The following is a 17,502-nucleotide window of genomic DNA, read 5'->3' as shown; positions in this document are numbered from 1 at the left end:
CGTCATCGCTGGCGGCTTGCTATTCCCCACAAAATTGTGGTGATGCCTCTAATTAGTTGAATCTGATGTATAATGCGGGCTTTTGAGGTTCTTTCATGGCCAGCGTTAACATTCATTGTCCTCGTTGTCAGTCTGCACAGGTCTACCGCCATGGTCAGAACCCTAAAGGCCATGACAGATTTCGCTGCCGTGACTGCCACCGCGTTTTTCAGCTCACTTACACTTATGAGGCCCGTAAGCCGGGCATTAAAGAGCTGATCACTGAAATGGCCTTCAATGGCGCCGGGGTTCGCGATACCGCCAGAACACTGAAAATTGGCATTAACACCGTCATCCGGACTTTAAAAAACTCACGCCAAAGCGAATAACGTCTTCGCCCGTTGCTCATGCTGATGTGGCGCTTATCTGCGAACTTGATGAGCAATGGAGTTTCGTTGGCAGTAAAGCCCGGCAACACTGGCTCTGGTACGCGTATAACACCAAAACAGGGGGTGTACTGGCCTACACTTTTGGTCCCCGTACCGATGAAACCTGCCGGGAACTACTGGCACTGCTTACGCCATTCAACATCGGCATGATCACCAGCGACGACTGGGGCAGCTATGGCCGGGAGGTGCCGAAGGATAAGCATCTGACCGGAAAAATATTCACCCAACGGATTGAGCGCAATAACCTGACGCTGCGCACCCGCATTAAGCGCTTGGCTCGTAAAACAATCTGCTTCTCGCGTTCAGTAGAGATCCACGAAAAAGTCATCGGGACGTTTATTGAAAAACACATGTTCTACTAATTGGAAGCATCACCAAAATTGTAAAGGGGTCAATTTTTGACGCCGAAGATTGGCTCATGCTGGAACGCCGTCCGCAAAATGAAACGCTGGCAGGAAAGGTAAAACAGAAATTATGTTTCAATTGGCTATCGGCAGCCGCAATCATCAATCCAACTTATGATTGCCATTACCATAAAAAGTAGTTGATCTGGTATCAACAAGCTCTTATTTTGCTTCTCAGTTTTTAAACGAGATGAAACTGATGCCGACAATTACAGCCTGTAGTATGAAAGAAGCAAAAGAGTTAATTAACTGTGGGAAATATAAGGAAATCGTTCTAAATTTCGACATTGACGCTGATGATTTTTTCACCCTCGCCACCTCCCAACAAGATACTAAAGTCACCATCACGGACAGAAATAATCACTCATCGGTAAAAGCACAAAAATAATAAAACCCCTGAGGCTCTTCTTATGCTGTTAGTTATTAGTACCATTGCTGTCGCTTTTCTCTCCTCATTGATGCTTATTTGGCTTGACGATCGCATTGCTGAGCAGGATTAACAACCAGGGCTGGCGATAAGCCGCCAGAGCGCCCTCCTCTGAGTTTCTCTTGCCCGCAGCCATCTGTTGCGGGCGATTCAATACAGTATCGTTAATCCCACTTTTCGATCCACTCACTGACCGCTTTCGCCAGTTGTGCAGGCTGTTCCAGCGGCAGCATATGACCACAATCATCGATTATCTGAAGCTCCGCGCCTGTAATACTCGCCTGTAATTCCTGTAATTCATCCAACGAACGAGAGGGATCCTGAGCGGCAGAAATGACCAGCGTTGGACAGGTAATGGGCTGCGTGGTGAGATGGTCGCGAACCAGGCTGGCCTGATGGCGAAAAGCTTCCGCACCAAGTCTCGCACCCATCGCCCTGATTTTTGCTACCAGCGTTTTATCTCCTGCCCGCTGCGGATGCAGGGTTCCAGCTATCGCCGAAGGACTGATTCCATTAAACGACGATGATGCCGACACAGCTGCAATGGCTGCCTGTTTTATTTTTTGCTGTTCAGCGCTGTCTTCACGCAACGAGGTAGCTATCAGCACCAGACCGGCTACCGCCTGCGGATACTGTTCGACGATCGCGCGGGCGACATAGCCACCCAGCGAAAATCCAATGAGGATAAAACGCGGGGGTAGATCATCAACGATGTATCGCGCTATCGCACTGATGTTGTCGCCGTGATTAAGTCCGGCGCGAATAAAAGTTCGCTCCTGTGGAAAAGCAGCCACAAAATCATCCCACAGGGTTTCATCCAGCATAAACCCAGGAACCAACACTATGGGTAATGTTTCGCGATTCATTGAGTTACTCTCGGTTCTTTAAAAGAGGAATATCAGGCAGGAAACTCCGCGCCGCCAGGCGGCGCGAAGCTGGGTGATTACAGTGACTTAGCCAGACGCTCAACGGCGGTCATCAGGCCGTCTGCCGATACCGTAGAGTAGGACAGACGCAGCGTGCGGGTATCCGGGTTGTCGTTATAGAACGCTTCACCAGGCACGTAGACCACGCCGTTTTCCAGCGTTTTCTTCATCCATTCCATGGTATCGAACGGATAGCGGAAGCGGGCCCACAGGAACATACCGCCTTTTGGTCGGCTGAACTCAAGATGCTCACCAAGGCGGGATTCCAGCGCATCGGCCAGCGCCACGCACTTCTTGCGGTAATCTTCGCGGATCAGGGCTATCTGATTTTCCAGACGATTCATACCCAGGTATTCCGTGGTGATCACCTGCGACAGCATATTGGTGTGCAGATCCGCCGCTTGCTTGACGATCACCGTCTGCTGCGCCAGCCAGTCCGGCATCACGATCCAGCCAATGCGCATTCCCGGTGCGAGGATCTTGGAGAACGTGGAGGTGTACACCACCTGATCTTCGCAGCCTAGCTCAACCGCGTACTGATACAGAGGACGATACACTTCATCTGTGAAGCTGATTTCACCATACGGATCGTCTTCGATAATCACGAAATCATGCTGCTTCGCCAGTTCAACCACACGGCGGCGGCGCGCTTCGCTCAGGGTTTTCCCGCCGGGGTTTCCGAAGGTCGGCACCAGGTAAACGGCTTTGACGCGGGTGGTTTCCAGCAGGTCAGCAAGTTGTTCAACCAGCATGCCGTCATCGTCGGTATCGACGCTGAGAATATTGGCCTGCGCCAACTGGAAGACCTGTAGCGCTGCCAGATAGGTCGGGCGCTCAACGACGACAGCATCGCCTGGATCGAGCAGCGTGCGGGCGATCATATCCAGCGACTGTTGTGAGCCGGAGGTGATATAGACATGGCTTGCCGGACAGGCAACGCCGCGCGCATGGCACAGTTCGCTCACCGCCTGACGCAATGGCGGATAACCTTCGGTCAAACCGTACTGGAACGCATCGTTAAAGCGCCCGCTCATCACCTGCTGCACCGCCAGGTTCAGGCCTTCGGTATCAAAAAGCTCCGGGGCCGGAATGCCGCCGCCCAGAGAGATAACGCCGGGCAGTTTACTGTGCTTGAGGAGTTCGCGGACGGCGGAGGGCTTAAGCTCACCCGCGCGGGCGGCGAGTCGCCGATCGTGCATACTATTTTCCTTTTCTGTCTTGTTGTTGTGATGTTTTATCTATTTTTTACCGATAATTCCCTGGCCGCGCTACGTTTACCGAGGGCTTAGTGTTCATACCCTGGTAGCCCGAACAGATGCGCGGCATCGCCTCCGGGAATTCTGCTGCCCCTGCGGACTTACCCGGGAGCGGCGCGATGTGCCTTGCCCGGGCTACAAATGCCGCAGGTGGCGAGAATCGCCGCAATCCGGGGCTAAACTTAACGGTTATCTTTGTCTTTTAGCACGATTAACGGCTCAATATCGCTCTCTTTTTTCACCACCAGCGAATCATCACCGCGCAGGCAGGTACCGCCATAGTTACCGCCGACCGTAAAGGTGCAAACCTGGATGTATTTTCCATCCACCTTCGGCAGGCACCACAGCTGTTGGTAAATATTCTTGCGGTCGAAAAACTGACCGCTGGTTTTATCCAGCACTTCGTCCTGTGGGCCAATCAGGTCAATGTTGTTACCACAGCGGCCTGAAATTGGCTTAACCGCATAGCCAGTTTCCGCTAGCTGCTCGTTGACCACAAAATCGGTATCCAGCAGGTAACGATGATTCGGGAACAGCGACCACAGCACCGGCAGAATCGCCTTGTTGCCAGGGATGACCGTCCACAGCGGTTCAAACACTAAGACTTCAGGACGCAGCAGAACGTCAATCAGACGCACTTCATTATTGGGATGCCCGGTGCGAATCGGCACGGCGGCATACTCGTCGGCGCTGACTTCACGCACCTGCTCAATGGCGGTTTCCCATGCCCAGGTTTTCCAGACGCAGTTGACCAGCCGACCGTCGGCGTCAATAAGCTGCCCGGCGGCATCCCAGCGAAGCTCATCAAGGCCGTACAGGATTTTGCTGTCGAAACCGGCCTGAGTCAGCGAACGCTGGATAAACTGCGCGTGATAGTTCTCCTCCAGATCCTTGTCCTGCATGATATGCACGAAAGGGCGCGCACGGCTGTGCTTCCACGCCCCGGCCAGCTCATCCAGCAGGTTTTCCGCCGGGTTGTGTCCGGTACCGTAGTAACCCTGTTTCAGCCACTGTTCGAGGATCAGGCCACCTTCGGTATGGCAAGATGCGGAGTCGGCGTTGTACTCATAAACCTTCAGTCCGCGCTCATCCATACAGAAATCCATACGACCGGTAATCATATGATGCCGACGGCGTTGCCACGAGAGGCGCAGGCGCGGCCAGAGGATTTTCGGAATATCGAACAGCGCCAGCAGGCTGTCATCCTTCATCACCTTATCGGTGGCGTGCAGGTACATCAAATGCAGCTCGTTGGTCGCCTTGATAAGCTCCTGCTCGGCGCTTTCGCTAATGGTGAAATACTGGTAAGGGTCTTTATTGATAACGTGGCCGTTGGCTTCAACGTAGGCTTTTTGCAGCGAATCTTTCTCGTTGAGCCAGTTGCCGCGGAACTGGCCTTTATTCGGCAACCGCGCGCCTTTGATAGCCATCGCGTCACCCGGCAGAACCGGCTGCGGCAGGCTGTGCTCGGTATCAGCGGTTTGGATCATCCAGCCAAGGATTTCGGTATCGGCAAAGGTGTCTTTAATCGTGTAGATGCCGTTTTTCACTTCCAGCGTCAGCTCGCGGGTCCACTGCTGGCCCTGCGGCAGCGGCGCGTGAATCACGTTCTGCTCGGCGATCCGCACTTTATTCCCGACCAGTTGAGTAATTACCGCCACGTGTCCGGTGTGTTTAAACTCGCCGCCCTTCTGCCAAATCAGTAGAGAACCGGCAATCGGCGGACGGCGGGAGCCGTTAGCAAAAGCCTGCAACGGCAGAATATTGTCGTTGACCACTTCGCGCAGAAAACGTAGAGAGAAGATTTCGTAGGCCATGCCGACGTCGGTAAACACAAAGCCGTAGGTGAGGAACAGAAAGCGGCGCGCAAACTCTACGCACTGCCATTTGTGCCCCATATACTCATTACCGATATAACTGCGGAACGTGGCGTCATCCGGATAATCTTGCGGATTTAAGCTACTGTAATTCGAAGAATAAATCGCTACGCCGCCCGGCGCGTAGCCTAAAAGTGTACCAAACGGGGCGTCACTGTTTGTCGAACCTTTGCTCATTTAGCCTGACCTCAAATTAATGCAGCCCGGGCAGTTGGCGAAACAAAACTCCCTCTTCTTATCCTGCCGCAGGCACTTACCAGACAGAGGTGAAATGATGATACCACTCATTCGATTCGCTAATCGTGCCCTTAAGGAAAATAAGCCTGCGCCGCCAGGCAAAAGTGATATCGTTATTTGAGATAAAAAAACAATCAGGAGTCGACAATGAGCACACCTTCGCATCTGACTGCCCAACCGCTGGTCTGGGGGCATGGCCCACGCACCTTTGAGGTGTTCCTCGAACCGACCTGCCCTTACTCGGTGCGCGCCTTCAATAAACTTGATGACCTGCTGGATGAAGTTGGCGCGGATAACGTCACCATCAAAATTCGTCTTCAGTCTCAGCCGTGGCATCTGTTCTCCGGCGTCATCGTGCGCTGCATTCTCGCCGCATCCACTCTGCCGCACGGTCGCGAGCAGGCGCACAAGGTGCTGAAAGCCGTCGCTGACCACCGTGAGGAATTCGAGTTTACCGACCACTGTAGCGGGCCAAACATGAACGTCACGCCGCAGCAGATTATTGAGCGAATCGAACGCTATAGCCACGTCTCGCTGGCTGCGGCCTTTGCCCGTCCTGAGCTGCAAAGCGAGATCAAATGGCATAGCAAATATGCCCGCCAGAACGGCATTCACGTGTCGCCGACCTTTATGGTTAACGGCCTGGTGCAGGCGGATCTCGGCAGCGGCGATGATATCAGCGTGTGGGCCGCGCGAATTCTGGCTTAGTACGGCTCCGGCGCTATAGCGCCAACTACACTATTTCAACACCTCATGAAAAAGGCAGGCCAGCATGTCAGAGAATAACTACCAACCACCAAAAGTGTGGGAATGGAAGCAAAACAACGGCGGCGCATTCGCCAATATCAACCGTCCCGTCTCCGGCGCAACCCATGACCAGGAGCTGCCGGTGGGTGAACACCCGCTTCAGCTCTATTCGCTGGGGACGCCCAACGGTCAGAAGGTGACCATTATGCTGGAAGAGCTGCTGGCGCTGGGCGTTAGCGGCGCGGAGTATGACGCCTGGCTGATTCGCATCGGCGAAGGCGATCAGTTCTCTAGCGGCTTTGTCGAGGTTAACCCGAACTCGAAAATCCCCGCGCTCAGCGACCACTCCACCACGCCGCCGACGCGCGTTTTTGAATCCGGCAGCATCCTGCTCTATCTAGCGGAGAAGTTCGGTTTCTTCCTGCCAAAAGATCCGGCAGGCCGCACCGAAACCCTTAACTGGCTGTTCTGGCTGCAGGGTGCGGCTCCGTTCCTCGGCGGCGGCTTTGGCCACTTCTTCAACTATGCCCCGGTGAAAATCGAATACGCGATCGATCGCTTTACGATGGAAGCCAAGCGCCAGCTTGACGTGCTGGATAAGCAGCTTGCCCGCGGTCGTTTTGTGGCAGGAGAAGAGTACACCATTGCCGATATGGCTATCTGGCCGTGGTACGGTAACGTGGTGTTGGGGAATGTTTACAACGCCGCCGAATTCCTTGATGCAGGCAGCTATAAAAACGTGCTGCGCTGGGCGCAGGAGGTCGGAGACCGTCCGGCCGTGCAGCGTGGACGCATGGTTAACCGTACCTTCGGCCCGCTCAATGAGCAGCTCCACGAGCGCCATGCCGCCAGCGATTTCGAGACGCAAACCGAAGATAAGCGCCAGGCCTAATGCACTTACCCACCGGAGGCTTCAGCCTCCGGTTTTTAGCTTTCCAGCCGATATCCCGCCATAAAATAGCGCATTGACGTGCACGAACTTCCCTCTTTGAAGAAGTCCATCACCATATCCCTGTCCAGTCCATAGCGACGGGTGAGAATCCCCGCTTCCCAGGCGCTAAGCTGGCGGTCGCCGGTTTTTTCAAACATGCGGTGTGAATAGCCGAGCACGAACCCACGTTTATAGTCGGAGCAAAAATTTGCCGCATGCGTGGCGGTGTCAGCATGGGACGCCTGTAGCCCCGCCATTAGGCCTTTACCAAAATGGTTTTCCATCGAACTCCCCCCAATCGTTATATAAAAAATTATATAGCGATTTTTTGAGCGAGTGGTAGTGCTATTTCAGCCAATTTCGCTAGCGCAGATACTTCTCGAACCATGCCAGCGTGCGCTGCCAGGCCAGCTCGGCGGCAGCCCGATCGTAGCGCGGCGTGGAGTCATTATGAAAACCGTGGTTAACGCCCTGATAAATATAAGCCTCATAGACCTTATTGTGTTCCTTTAGCGCTTTTTCATAGGCGGGCCAGCCTTCATTGATGCCACTATCCAGTCCGGCATAGTGCAGCAGCAGCGGGGCCTTAATTTTGTCGACTTCGTTCAGCGGCGGCTGACGACCGTAAAACGGTACCGCACAGGCCAGCTCGGGGATCGCCACCGCTGCCGCATTGCTGACGCCGCCGCCGTAGCAAAAACCGGTAATCCCAATCTTTCCCGTTGCCTGAGGATGCTTCTCCATAAACGCAACCGCTGCAAGAAAATCGTTCATCAGCTTCACCGGATCGACCTTCTGCTGTAACTCCCGTCCTTCATCATCATTGCCGGGATAGCCGCCGACGGAGCTCAGACCATCCGGCGCCAGCGCAATATAGCCCGCTTTCGCCACCCGTCGGGTAACGTCTTCAATGTAGGGATTCAGACCTCGGTTCTCATGCACCACCACCACGGCAGGCGCTTTGTCAGTGATTTTCGTCGGCGTCACCATGTACGCCCGTACTTCGCCATGGCCATCGGGCGAGGGATAGTGAATATATTCCGGACGGATATCCGGGTCGGTAAACGCCACCTGCTCCGCCAGAGCATAGTTAGGCTTCAGCAGATTAAACAACGCTAAAGCGGTCATCCCGCCGACGGCATATTTTCCCGCCATCTGCAGAAACTCGCGTTTGCTGATTTTGCCGTGAGCATAGTAGTCATAGTACTCCAGCAACTGCTGTGGGAAATCTTTGGCCGTCAGTCGCGTCATCATCCTTCCTCCGTTATTAAGCGCCCTTTAAGCAAAGCAGAAGCTCGGGTATGCGCCAGCGGAGAAGAGTAGAAACAGGAGAAAAGAGCCCAGTGAGCGGGCCTACAGGGACACTAGATTTGTAGGCCGGGTAAGGCGCAAGCCGCCACCCGGCAGAAATACAAGCACAATGACTAAAACAGGTATGCCATCAGTTTCAGTGTTTAACTTTCGTCAGACGATCGAGATAGCCCATTACAAAGGCCGACAGCACGAACGTCAGGTGGATAATGACGTACCACATTAGCTTATTATCGGGGACGTTTTTTGCATCCATAAACACCCGCAGCAGGTGAATGGAAGAGATCGCCACAATGGAGGCAGCAACCTTATTTTTCAGTGAGGTAGCGTCCATTTTACCCAGCCAACTGAGCTTTTCTTTGCCCTCGTTGATATCCAGTTGCGAGACAAAATTTTCATAGCCGGAGAACATGACCATCACCAGCAGACCGCCCACCAGGGTCATATCCACCAACGACAGCAGGGTCAGAATCATATCCGACTCACTGACGCTGAAAATATGCGGCAGTATGTGGAAGATCTCCTGAAAAAATTTGATCGTCAGCGCAATCAGCCCAAGCGAAAGGCCAAAATAAACCGGTGCCAGCAGCCAGCGCGAGGCATACATAGCGTTTTCCAGAAAGCGTTCCATAAGATCCCGTAAGTTATCAAAAACGAACGGTATTATATCGCAACAGAGCAACGTTATAGCAACAGCTTACCAACAGAACAACTATCAGATGGGCGTAAAAAAGGCTGGCATGAGGCCAGCCTGGGGGAGATGCACTGGAGAGGGGGTTATTTTGCTTTTACGGTTTCTTCGCCCACCAGACCAATCTTCAGATAGCCCGCCTGATGCAAAGTATCCATAACTTTCATCATCGTCTCGTAATCCACGGTTTTATCCGCGCGGAAGAAGACCGTCGTGTCTTTCTTGCCTTCAGTCAGAACATCCAGCGACGTAATCATGCTCTCTTCAGTGATCGGGTCATTACCGAGGAACATGGTTTTATCCGCTTTCACCGACAGATAAATAGGCTTTTCAGGACGCGGCTGCGGCTGGCTGGAAGACGCCGGGAGATTCACCTTCACGTCTACGGTAGCGAGCGGAGCCGCCACCATAAAGATGATCAGCAGCACCAGCATGACGTCGATAAACGGCGTCACGTTGATGTCATGCATTTCGCCGTTATCATCGAGGTTTTCGTTAAAATGCATTGCCATAAAGCATCAACCTACGCGTAATTTCTGTGCGGTACGGACCGACTTAACGCCGCTGGCGCTCAGGTCGAGGTCACGGCTTTGCAGCAACAATACTTGAGCCGCAACATCGCCAAGAGAAGCTTTGTAGCTGGCAATCATACGGGCGAAGATGTTGTAGATGACAACAGCCGGGATCGCGGCGAAGAGGCCTATCGCCGTCGCCAGCAGCGCTTCCGCGATGCCTGGAGCAACAACCGCCAGGTTAGTGGTTTGCGTCTGGGCAATACCGATAAAGCTGTTCATGATGCCCCAGACGGTACCAAACAGGCCGACGAACGGGGAGATTGCACCGATAGTCGCCAGATAGCCATTACCACGCCCCATATAGCGACCGACCTGCGCCACGCGACGCTCAAGGCGGAAACCGGTACGTTCTTTAATGCCTTCGTTATCTTCCACGCCTGCGGAAAGCTCCAGCTCGTTCTGCGCTTCATTGAGCAGTTGCGAAGTCAGGCTTTTCGCATGGAAAGCGCTAGCGATATCGTTGGCCTGGTCGAGAGAGCGTGCTTCAGCAACCTGCTGCTGTTCGCGCTTGAGGCGGCGTTTGCTGGCCAGGGTCTCTGCGCCTTTGCCGAAAAAGATAGCCCATGTGACGACCGACGCCAGAATCAGGCCAATCATCACTACCTTAACGACAATATCGGCATGATGATACATACCCCAAACGGAGAGATCCGCCTGCATCAAATTATTACCCACACTGTATCTCCAGGACGTAAATCACAAAATCTGCGCACAATAATATCAAAACGACATCGAATTGATAGTGGTTCTCATTAGTATTTACACTGTGCAGCAAATCACGTTTATTTTCCTTGCGCTTACGCAGTAAAAAAGTTGCTGGCTCCGGCTTTAGGAAAATTTTTACCTGTATCCGTCGATGCCCGGTACACAAATAAGTATTCATGTTAGTTTAGACGTCCAGACGTATAAAAACAGGTTATCTGAACATGACTGATAAACATCTTGATACTGCGCTGGTCCACGCTGGCCGCCGTCAAAAGTATACTCAGGGCTCGGTAAACAGCGTGATTCAGCGCGCGTCATCGCTGGTTTTCGAAACCGTCGAAGCCAAAAAACAGGCCACCCGTAACAGGGCCAAAGGCGAGCTGTTTTACGGTCGTCGCGGCACCCTGACCCACTTTTCCCTGCAAGAAGCGATGTGCGAGCTGGAGGGAGGTGCAGGCTGCGCCCTTTTCCCCTGCGGCGCAGCGGCGGTCGCCAATAGCATCCTGGCCTTTGTCGAGCAGGGCGACCATGTTCTGATGACCAATACAGCCTACGAACCGACCCAAGATTTTTGCACTAAAATCCTCGCCAAACTTGGCGTAAGCACCAGTTGGTTTGACCCATTAATCGGTAGCGATATCGCTCGCCTGGTGCAGCCCAACACCCGAGTGGTATTTCTGGAATCCCCCGGCTCCATCACCATGGAAGTTCATGATGTTCCGGCAATCGTTGCGGCGGTTCGCAGCGTCTCCCCCGAAGCCATCATCATGATCGACAACACCTGGGCGGCGGGCATACTGTTTAAAGCGCTGGATTTCGGCATCGATATTTCCATTCAGGCCGGAACCAAATACCTGATTGGCCATTCCGACGGGATGGTCGGCACTGCGGTATCCAATGAGCGCTGTTGGGCGCAACTGCGCGAAAATGCCTACCTGATGGGGCAAATGCTGGACGCCGATACCGCCTATATGACCAGCCGCGGCCTGCGCACTTTAGGTGTACGCCTGCGTCAGCACCATGAAAGCAGCCTGCACATCGCCGAGTGGCTGGCGCAGCACCCGCAGGTGGCGCACGTCAATCACCCGGCGTTGCCCGGCAGCAAAGGGCATGAGTTCTGGAAACGCGACTTCACCGGCAGCAGCGGCCTGTTCTCTTTTGTGCTCAATAAACGCCTGACCGACGCCGAGCTTTCCGCCTATCTGGATCACTTCAGCTTGTTCAGCATGGCCTACTCCTGGGGCGGGTTTGAATCACTGATTTTAGCCAACCAGCCGGAGCAAATCGCCGCGATCCGCCCGGATGCTGAAGTCGATTTCAGCGGCACACTGATTCGCGTTCACATCGGGTTAGAAAATGTTACCGATCTGCTGGATGATTTAGCGGCGGGCTTTGCGCGTATCGTGTAGAGTGACAGTGAGTGGCAACATTAGCGGACGTTTTTAAGAGAAGCGGCCGCTTGAGTTGCGCCCGGGATCAAGGTGCTCGGGCCTCTTCAGGAGTACACTAGTCAAAAAATACGGTACCACTTAGGAAAGTCCATGGTTGTCATTCAAGAAATTGTCGCCGCGCTGTGGCAACATGATTTTGCCGCATTGGCAAACCCCCACGTTGTGGGCGTTGTATATCTGGTCATGTTCGCAACCCTATTTTTAGAAAACGGCCTGCTACCCGCCTCTTTTTTACCGGGCGATAGCCTGCTGCTGCTCGCCGGGGCGCTGATTGCCAAAGGCGTGATGGGCTTTGTGCCGACTCTTGCCATTTTGACAACGGCAGCCAGCCTGGGCTGCTGGCTGAGCTATATTCAGGGTCGCTGGCTGGGTAATACCGTAACGGTTAAACGCTGGCTCGGGCATCTGCCGGATAAATATCATCAGCGGGCAACCTGCATGTTTGATAAACACGGTCTGCTGGCGCTGCTGGCTGGTCGTTTCCTGGCATTCGTACGGACTCTGCTGCCCACCATGGCGGGGATTTCCGGGCTACCAAGCCGCCGCTTCCAGTTCTTTAACTGGCTGAGCGCGCTGCTGTGGGTTGGCGTGGTTACCGGTCTGGGCTACGCGCTGAGCATGATTCCTTTCGTTAAGCGTCATGAAGATCAGGTGATGACCTGCCTGATGATCCTGCCTATTGTGCTGCTGATTGCCGGTCTGCTCGGAACGGTTATCGTGGTTATCAAAAAGAAATACTGCAGCGCCTGATGCCCAATTCAGGGCGGCCTTTTTGCCGCCCTGTAGCCCCTCATTACATCCCCTGAATCGTCCTGATTCGCGCCGCATCTTCCCCCGGCGTAATACCGAAGTAACGCTTAAACTCACGGCTAAACTGCGACGCGCTTTCATATCCTACCCGCATCGCCGCCGCGCTGGCCTTCATGCCGTCGTGGATCATTAGCATGCGCGCTTTGTGCAGACGATAGGTTTTCAGGTATTGCAGCGGGGAGGTGCTGGTGACCGATTTAAAGTTATGGTGGAACGCTGAGACGCTCATATTGGCTTCCGCCGCCAGCTGATCAACGCTCAGGTTCTCGGTGTACTGACTTTCAATATGCTTCAACACGCGGCTAATCAGGCTGAAATGGGTCTGTCGACTCACCAGCGCCAGCAGCGCCCCGCCGCACGGCCCGATCAAGACGTGATAGAGGATTTCGCGGACAATCTGCTTACCAAGAATACGCGCGTCCAGTGGACGCTCCATCACATCCAGCAGGCGTTCCGCCGCGCACAGAATCTCTTCGGACAGCACCGCCGAGTTGATCCCGCTTGATGCCATTGACGGCTGAAACTGCTCATCTTCACCAATATCCATCAGCAGTTCTTGCAACTGAAGAATATCGACATTTAGCCTAATCCCCGCCAGCGGCACTTCCGGAGTGGCGAAGGTTTCGCACTCGAACGGCAGCGGCACCGTCAGCAGCAGATATTCATTGGTGTCATAGCGAAAGGTCCGCTCGTTGATGTAGCCAATTTTATGCCCGGAAAAGAGAAAAACGATCCCCGGCTGGTACATGACCGGCGTACGGGTACCCGGCTGCGTGCCATACAACAGGCGAATATCCGGCAGCAGACTAGTGAGTATTTCTTCTTTATCTTTCAGCTGATTAACTTTATTTGTTAATAGCTGGCATATCTCGGCGCGCTTCATTTATCGTGCTTCTCCGAACGTTTTTTTACCTCAGCATTGTGAGTGCTTTTTGGGGATTTCTCCAGCCCTTAAGAGAAATGGGCAAGACAACGGCAGGAATGTGCATTGAGGGAAACGGGCGACAGGACCACAATGTTCGTCATCTGGCAGAGGTATTGTCTCTGTTGGCGGATTTATCTATTTGAGGGCACCAGCCATGAATAATTTCGACCTACATACCCCAACCCGCATTCTGTTCGGTAAAGGCGCGATTGAAAACCTGCGCGATCAAATCCCGGCGGATGCACGCGTGCTTGTCACCTACGGCGGCGGTAGCGTGAAGAAAACCGGCGTGCTTGATCAGGTTCTGAGCGCGCTAAGCGGCATTGACGTCCTGGAATTTGGCGGCATCGAGCCAAACCCATCCTACGAAACGCTGATGAACGCGGTGAAAATCGCGCGTGATGAAAAGATTACTTTCCTGCTGGCGGTCGGCGGCGGTTCCGTTCTCGACGGTACCAAATTCATCGCCGCGGCGGCGCACTATGATACCAGCATCGATCCGTGGGAAATCCTCGAAACCTACGGTAGCAAAGTTGCCAGCGCCATCCCGATGGGCTCTGTGCTGACGCTGCCAGCGACCGGTTCCGAATCCAATAAAGGCGCGGTGATTTCACGTAAAACCACTGGTGACAAACGCGCGTTTATGTCTTCTCACGTTCAGCCGGTATTCGCCATCCTTGACCCGGTTTACACCTACACTCTGCCGCCGCGCCAGGTTGCTAACGGCGTGGTTGACGCATTTGTCCATACCGTTGAGCAGTACGTAACTTACCCGGTTGATGGCAAAATTCAGGACCGTTTCGCCGAAGGCATTCTGCTGACGCTGGTGGAAGATGGCCCGAAAGCACTGAAAGAGCCGGAAAACTACGACGTTCGCGCCAATATTATGTGGGCCGCAACCCAGGCGCTGAACGGCCTGATTGGCGCAGGTGTGCCGCAGGACTGGGCAACCCATATGCTGGGCCATGAACTGACCGCAATGCACGGGCTTGATCATGCACAGACGCTGGCTATCGTCCTGCCCGCCCTGTGGAATGAAAAACGCGACGCTAAACGCGCCAAACTGCTGCAGTACGCCTCGCGCGTCTGGAACATCACCGAAGGTTCAGAAGACCAGCGTATCGATGCCGCTATTGCTGCGACGCGTGATTTCTTCGAACAAATGGGCGTTCCGACTCGCCTTTCTGCCTACGGTCTGGATGGCAGTTCTATCCCGGCGCTGCTGGCGAAACTCGAAGAGCACGGTATGACTCAACTGGGTGAAAACCAGGATATTACTCTGGACGTCAGCCGCCGTATTTACGAGGCCGCACGCTAATAAACATCCTCTCTGACGCGTAAACTCACGCAAAGGAGAGGAGTTTAACTACCGTTTTTAGCTATTTCGTCCAGACTTAATGCTACCCCTCGGCGGAATTTATTCCGCCGAGTTCATTAACAGGAGGAAGGCATGACACATCCAACCGTTATAAAACTACACGACGGCAACCTGATGCCCCAGCTGGGGCTCGGCGTGTGGAAAGCAGGCAACGAGGAAGTCGTCTCCGCCATTCACAAGGCGCTGGAAGTCGGTTATCGCTCGTTTGACACCGCCGCCGTGTACCAGAATGAAACTGGCGTCGGTAATGCGCTGAGCAGCGCAGGCGTCGCCCGTGATGAGCTGTTTGTCACCACAAAGTTATGGAATAACGATCAAAAACAGCCCCATGAAGCGCTCCAGGAAAGTCTTAAAAAACTCCAGCTCGACTACGTCGATTTATATTTAATTCACTGGCCGGTTCCGGCAACCAACCATTACGTGGACGCCTGGAAAAGCTTAATTGAGCTTCAGCAGCAAGGACTGGCGAAAAGCATCGGCGTCTGTAATTTCCAGATTCATCATCTACAAAAGCTAATTGATGAAACTGGCGTCGCCCCGGTAATTAACCAGATTGAACTTCACCCTTTGTTGCAACAGCGCCAGCTTCACGCCTGGAACGCCACGCATAAAATCCAGACCGAGTCCTGGAGCCCACTGGCCCAGGGGGGCGAAGGCGTATTCAATCAGAAAATCATCCATCAACTGGCGGATAAATACGGTAAGACACCGGCACAAATCGTTATTCGCTGGCATCTGGACAGCGGTCTGGTGGTGATCCCGAAATCCGTGACACCATCGCGCATCGCCGAGAACTTTAACGTCTGGGACTTCCGTCTCGACAAAGATGAATTGAGTGAAATCACCAAACTGGATCAGAACAAACGTCTGGGTCCTGACCCGGATCAGTTCGGCGGTTAATCCTTCCCTCAAGCCCGGTTTCTTCCGGGCTTTTCAGAAATTATTCATTCCCCATCGCCAGCGCCATTGTTAACCTCTCTGATAGCCTTTTACCTCAGGAACATTAACGTGAAATTCCACCCCAAATGGCTATTGTTCAGTGTACTGTGGTGTTTATGCAGTCCTGAGGCATTCGCTGAAGAGACACCGGAAGAGACCGTCAGGCAAATTTATCAACGCTACAGCAACGGCTCTAATCCCATCATTTTCGACGATTTAAGCGACAAATCGATTATCTCTGCGCGGATGAAACAGGCTCTCGCCCTGGATAATCGTTTTACTCTTCCCGGCGACAGCGGCTGGTTGAATGCCGATCCTGTCTGCGACTGTCAGGATTACGAAAACCTGGTGCTGGAAGATGTCACCATTGGCCAGTTGGATGCGACCCACGCCGATGCTGTCGTGCGCTTTCGCCCATTTCAGGAAAGCGAAGAGATAGTCACGCTGACGCTAAAACTGATAGCAGAAAACAAGCGCTGGCTGATTGACGATGTAATTAACGAATCCGGTAGCCTCTATCAGGGGCTGGAGGGTAATAATCTAAAAACCCTTGCCGTACTAAAATCGCTACAAAAAAAACAGCCCCAGGAATTTATCCATGAACTGCTTTCCCGCATGGGAGAATCAACATGGTCGTGGACCGGCGTAGTTTCGGCAGAATTCAGGCAAACCGTAACGGAATATCAACTGACCCGTTTCTCTTTTGCCGATGATGACTATCTCGCTTTGCTTGAAGCCGAGCCAATATGTGATTGTGAAATCACTCAATTCAAAAAAATCGACAGCATCACGGCGATAGAAAACAAAGGCGACACCGCCCGAATACGCGCCCATTTGTCGTTCACCAAAGGTCCAGGAAAAGTGCAGGACTTTCTTCTCCACCTTTACCACGACCAATGGGTTATTGATGATTTTATTTCGTCAGAACACGGCAGTTTACTTCAGCGGATGCGAGAGGCTATTCGCCGGAATAAACAATGATGGCTGACAGCACCTCAATAAACCAGGAGTCCAACCATGAGCTGTATTTTCTGCCAAATTGTCGAAGGTAAGGCCCCGTGCCATAAGGTGTGGGAAGATGAACACCACCTCGCCTTTCTCTCTATTTTCCCTAATACCGACGGTTTTACGGTCGTGATCCCGAAGAAGCATTACCCCAGCTACGCTTTTGATATGCCGCCGCAGGCACTGGCCGATTTAGTACTGGCAACCCAGAAAGTGGCAAAGCTTCTGGATAAGACCTTCGATGACGTGAGCCGTAGCGGAATGTTTTTTGAAGGCTTCGGCGTGGATCATGTCCACAGTAAGCTCAGCCCGATGCACGGCACCGGCGATATGGCCCACTGGCAGCCGATCGAATCCCGCCTGGCGAAGTTTTTTGACCAGTATGAAGGCTATCTCTCTTCACATGATCATGAACGAGCGGACGATGAGAAGCTGGCGGCGCTGGCGGCCAGAATCAGAAAAGCGTAAACACAGAATTG

At 53.3% G+C, this 17,502-nt stretch carries 20 protein-coding genes; 10 read left to right on the top strand and 10 right to left on the bottom strand.

Going from position 1 to position 17,502, the window contains the following annotated elements; genetic code table 11:
- Window positions 1-95 precede the first annotated feature (95 nt).
- Both AC07P6_RS04235 and AC07P6_RS04230 read left to right on the top strand, forming a co-directional pair.
- Window positions 96-790 (top strand): IS1-like element IS1N family transposase gene (locus tag AC07P6_RS04235; protein WP_087786203.1). Its coding sequence is split into 2 segments (ribosomal slippage): window positions 96-342 and window positions 342-790, totalling 696 coding nucleotides; the frame shifts between segments, so codons are not numbered across the junction.
- 241 nt (window positions 791-1,031) lie between these two features.
- On the top strand, window positions 1,032-1,220 hold the full coding sequence (locus AC07P6_RS04230; protein WP_110273060.1) for a hypothetical protein: 189 nt from the start codon (window positions 1,032-1,034) through the stop codon (window positions 1,218-1,220).
- A 203-nt stretch (window positions 1,221-1,423) separates the two neighbouring features.
- Here AC07P6_RS04230 and AC07P6_RS04225 read toward each other — a convergent pair whose 3' ends face one another.
- From AC07P6_RS04225 to AC07P6_RS04210, 4 genes are all read right to left on the bottom strand, one after another.
- Window positions 1,424-2,125 carry an alpha/beta fold hydrolase gene (locus AC07P6_RS04225; RefSeq protein WP_478315711.1) on the bottom strand — a complete coding sequence of 234 codons (702 nt, stop codon included), beginning with the start codon at window positions 2,123-2,125 and terminating at the stop codon, window positions 1,424-1,426.
- A gap of 77 nt (window positions 2,126-2,202) precedes the next feature.
- Window positions 2,203-3,384 carry an aminotransferase-like domain-containing protein gene (locus AC07P6_RS04220; protein ID WP_478315710.1) on the bottom strand — a complete coding sequence of 394 codons (1,182 nt, stop codon included), beginning with the start codon at window positions 3,382-3,384 and terminating at the stop codon, window positions 2,203-2,205.
- Window positions 3,385-3,623: 239 nt separating this feature from the next.
- Window positions 3,624-5,495 (bottom strand): bifunctional glutathionylspermidine amidase/synthase, encoded by a 1,872-nt coding sequence (gene gss, locus AC07P6_RS04215; RefSeq protein WP_478315709.1) that lies wholly within the window; start codon window positions 5,493-5,495, stop codon window positions 3,624-3,626.
- 76 nt (window positions 5,496-5,571) lie between these two features.
- Window positions 5,572-5,703 carry a hypothetical protein gene (locus AC07P6_RS04210; RefSeq protein ID WP_309146792.1) on the bottom strand — a complete coding sequence of 44 codons (132 nt, stop codon included), beginning with the start codon at window positions 5,701-5,703 and terminating at the stop codon, window positions 5,572-5,574.
- Between AC07P6_RS04210 and AC07P6_RS04205 the strand changes: the two genes are divergently transcribed.
- Together AC07P6_RS04205 and yghU are read left to right on the top strand one after the other, a co-directional pair.
- Window positions 5,703-6,263, top strand: a complete 561-nt coding sequence (locus tag AC07P6_RS04205) for a DsbA family protein (RefSeq protein WP_434661487.1) — start codon at window positions 5,703-5,705, stop codon at window positions 6,261-6,263. The genes AC07P6_RS04210 and AC07P6_RS04205 overlap by 1 nt on opposite strands.
- Window positions 6,264-6,327: 64 nt before the next feature.
- Complete coding sequence (yghU, locus tag AC07P6_RS04200; RefSeq protein ID WP_181484860.1) at window positions 6,328-7,194, top strand: glutathione-dependent disulfide-bond oxidoreductase; 867 nt, start codon at window positions 6,328-6,330, stop codon at window positions 7,192-7,194.
- A 35-nt stretch (window positions 7,195-7,229) separates the two neighbouring features.
- Here yghU and AC07P6_RS04195 read toward each other — a convergent pair whose 3' ends face one another.
- From AC07P6_RS04195 to exbB, 5 genes are all read right to left on the bottom strand, one after another.
- Window positions 7,230-7,517 (bottom strand): DUF2623 domain-containing protein, encoded by a 288-nt coding sequence (locus tag AC07P6_RS04195; protein WP_110273054.1) that lies wholly within the window; start codon window positions 7,515-7,517, stop codon window positions 7,230-7,232.
- 79 nt (window positions 7,518-7,596) lie between these two features.
- Window positions 7,597-8,484, bottom strand: a complete 888-nt coding sequence (gene yghX, locus AC07P6_RS04190; protein WP_478316936.1) for a YghX family hydrolase — start codon at window positions 8,482-8,484, stop codon at window positions 7,597-7,599.
- A 196-nt stretch (window positions 8,485-8,680) separates the two neighbouring features.
- A complete protein-coding gene (locus AC07P6_RS04185) occupies window positions 8,681-9,175 on the bottom strand; it encodes a TIGR00645 family protein (protein WP_004105804.1) in 495 nt (164 codons plus the stop codon).
- A gap of 146 nt (window positions 9,176-9,321) precedes the next feature.
- Window positions 9,322-9,747 (bottom strand): TonB system transport protein ExbD, encoded by a 426-nt coding sequence (exbD, locus tag AC07P6_RS04180; protein ID WP_112213736.1) that lies wholly within the window; start codon window positions 9,745-9,747, stop codon window positions 9,322-9,324.
- 6 nt (window positions 9,748-9,753) lie between these two features.
- A complete protein-coding gene (gene exbB, locus AC07P6_RS04175; RefSeq protein WP_478315708.1) occupies window positions 9,754-10,485 on the bottom strand; it encodes a tol-pal system-associated acyl-CoA thioesterase in 732 nt (243 codons plus the stop codon).
- A gap of 251 nt (window positions 10,486-10,736) precedes the next feature.
- Here exbB and metC point away from each other — a divergent pair, with 251 nt between their 5' ends.
- Both metC and yghB read left to right on the top strand, forming a co-directional pair.
- Complete coding sequence (gene metC, locus AC07P6_RS04170) at window positions 10,737-11,924, top strand: cystathionine beta-lyase (protein ID WP_478315707.1); 1,188 nt, start codon at window positions 10,737-10,739, stop codon at window positions 11,922-11,924.
- Window positions 11,925-12,056: 132 nt separating this feature from the next.
- Window positions 12,057-12,716 carry a DedA family general envelope maintenance protein YghB gene (yghB, locus tag AC07P6_RS04165; RefSeq protein ID WP_110273049.1) on the top strand — a complete coding sequence of 220 codons (660 nt, stop codon included), beginning with the start codon at window positions 12,057-12,059 and terminating at the stop codon, window positions 12,714-12,716.
- Window positions 12,717-12,759: 43 nt separating this feature from the next.
- Here yghB and AC07P6_RS04160 read toward each other — a convergent pair whose 3' ends face one another.
- Window positions 12,760-13,659 (bottom strand): AraC family transcriptional regulator, encoded by a 900-nt coding sequence (locus AC07P6_RS04160; RefSeq protein WP_182234956.1) that lies wholly within the window; start codon window positions 13,657-13,659, stop codon window positions 12,760-12,762.
- 196 nt (window positions 13,660-13,855) lie between these two features.
- Here AC07P6_RS04160 and yqhD point away from each other — a divergent pair, with 196 nt between their 5' ends.
- The 4 genes from yqhD to AC07P6_RS04140 all read left to right on the top strand — a co-directional run bounded on the left by yqhD (window position 13,856) and on the right by AC07P6_RS04140 (window position 17,491).
- Entirely contained in the window at window positions 13,856-15,019 is a 1,164-nt protein-coding gene (yqhD, locus tag AC07P6_RS04155) for an alcohol dehydrogenase (RefSeq protein WP_182234957.1), read from the top strand.
- Window positions 15,020-15,151: 132 nt separating this feature from the next.
- Window positions 15,152-15,979, top strand: coding sequence for a 2,5-didehydrogluconate reductase DkgA (dkgA, locus tag AC07P6_RS04150; RefSeq protein ID WP_478315706.1), 828 nt, complete (start codon window positions 15,152-15,154; stop codon window positions 15,977-15,979).
- Window positions 15,980-16,087: 108 nt separating this feature from the next.
- The gene (locus AC07P6_RS04145; protein ID WP_304253635.1) at window positions 16,088-16,999 is read left to right on the top strand and encodes a DUF3828 domain-containing protein; all 912 of its coding nucleotides are present in this window, start codon (window positions 16,088-16,090) and stop codon (window positions 16,997-16,999) included.
- A gap of 36 nt (window positions 17,000-17,035) precedes the next feature.
- Window positions 17,036-17,491 (top strand): HIT family protein, encoded by a 456-nt coding sequence (locus AC07P6_RS04140; RefSeq protein WP_182234960.1) that lies wholly within the window; start codon window positions 17,036-17,038, stop codon window positions 17,489-17,491.
- Window positions 17,492-17,502 lie beyond the last annotated feature (11 nt).

The organism is Klebsiella sp. GFKo11, assembly GCF_056490265.1.
The sequence above is the reverse complement of the archived record's forward strand: the minus strand, read 5'-3'. Positions and strand labels throughout refer to the sequence as shown.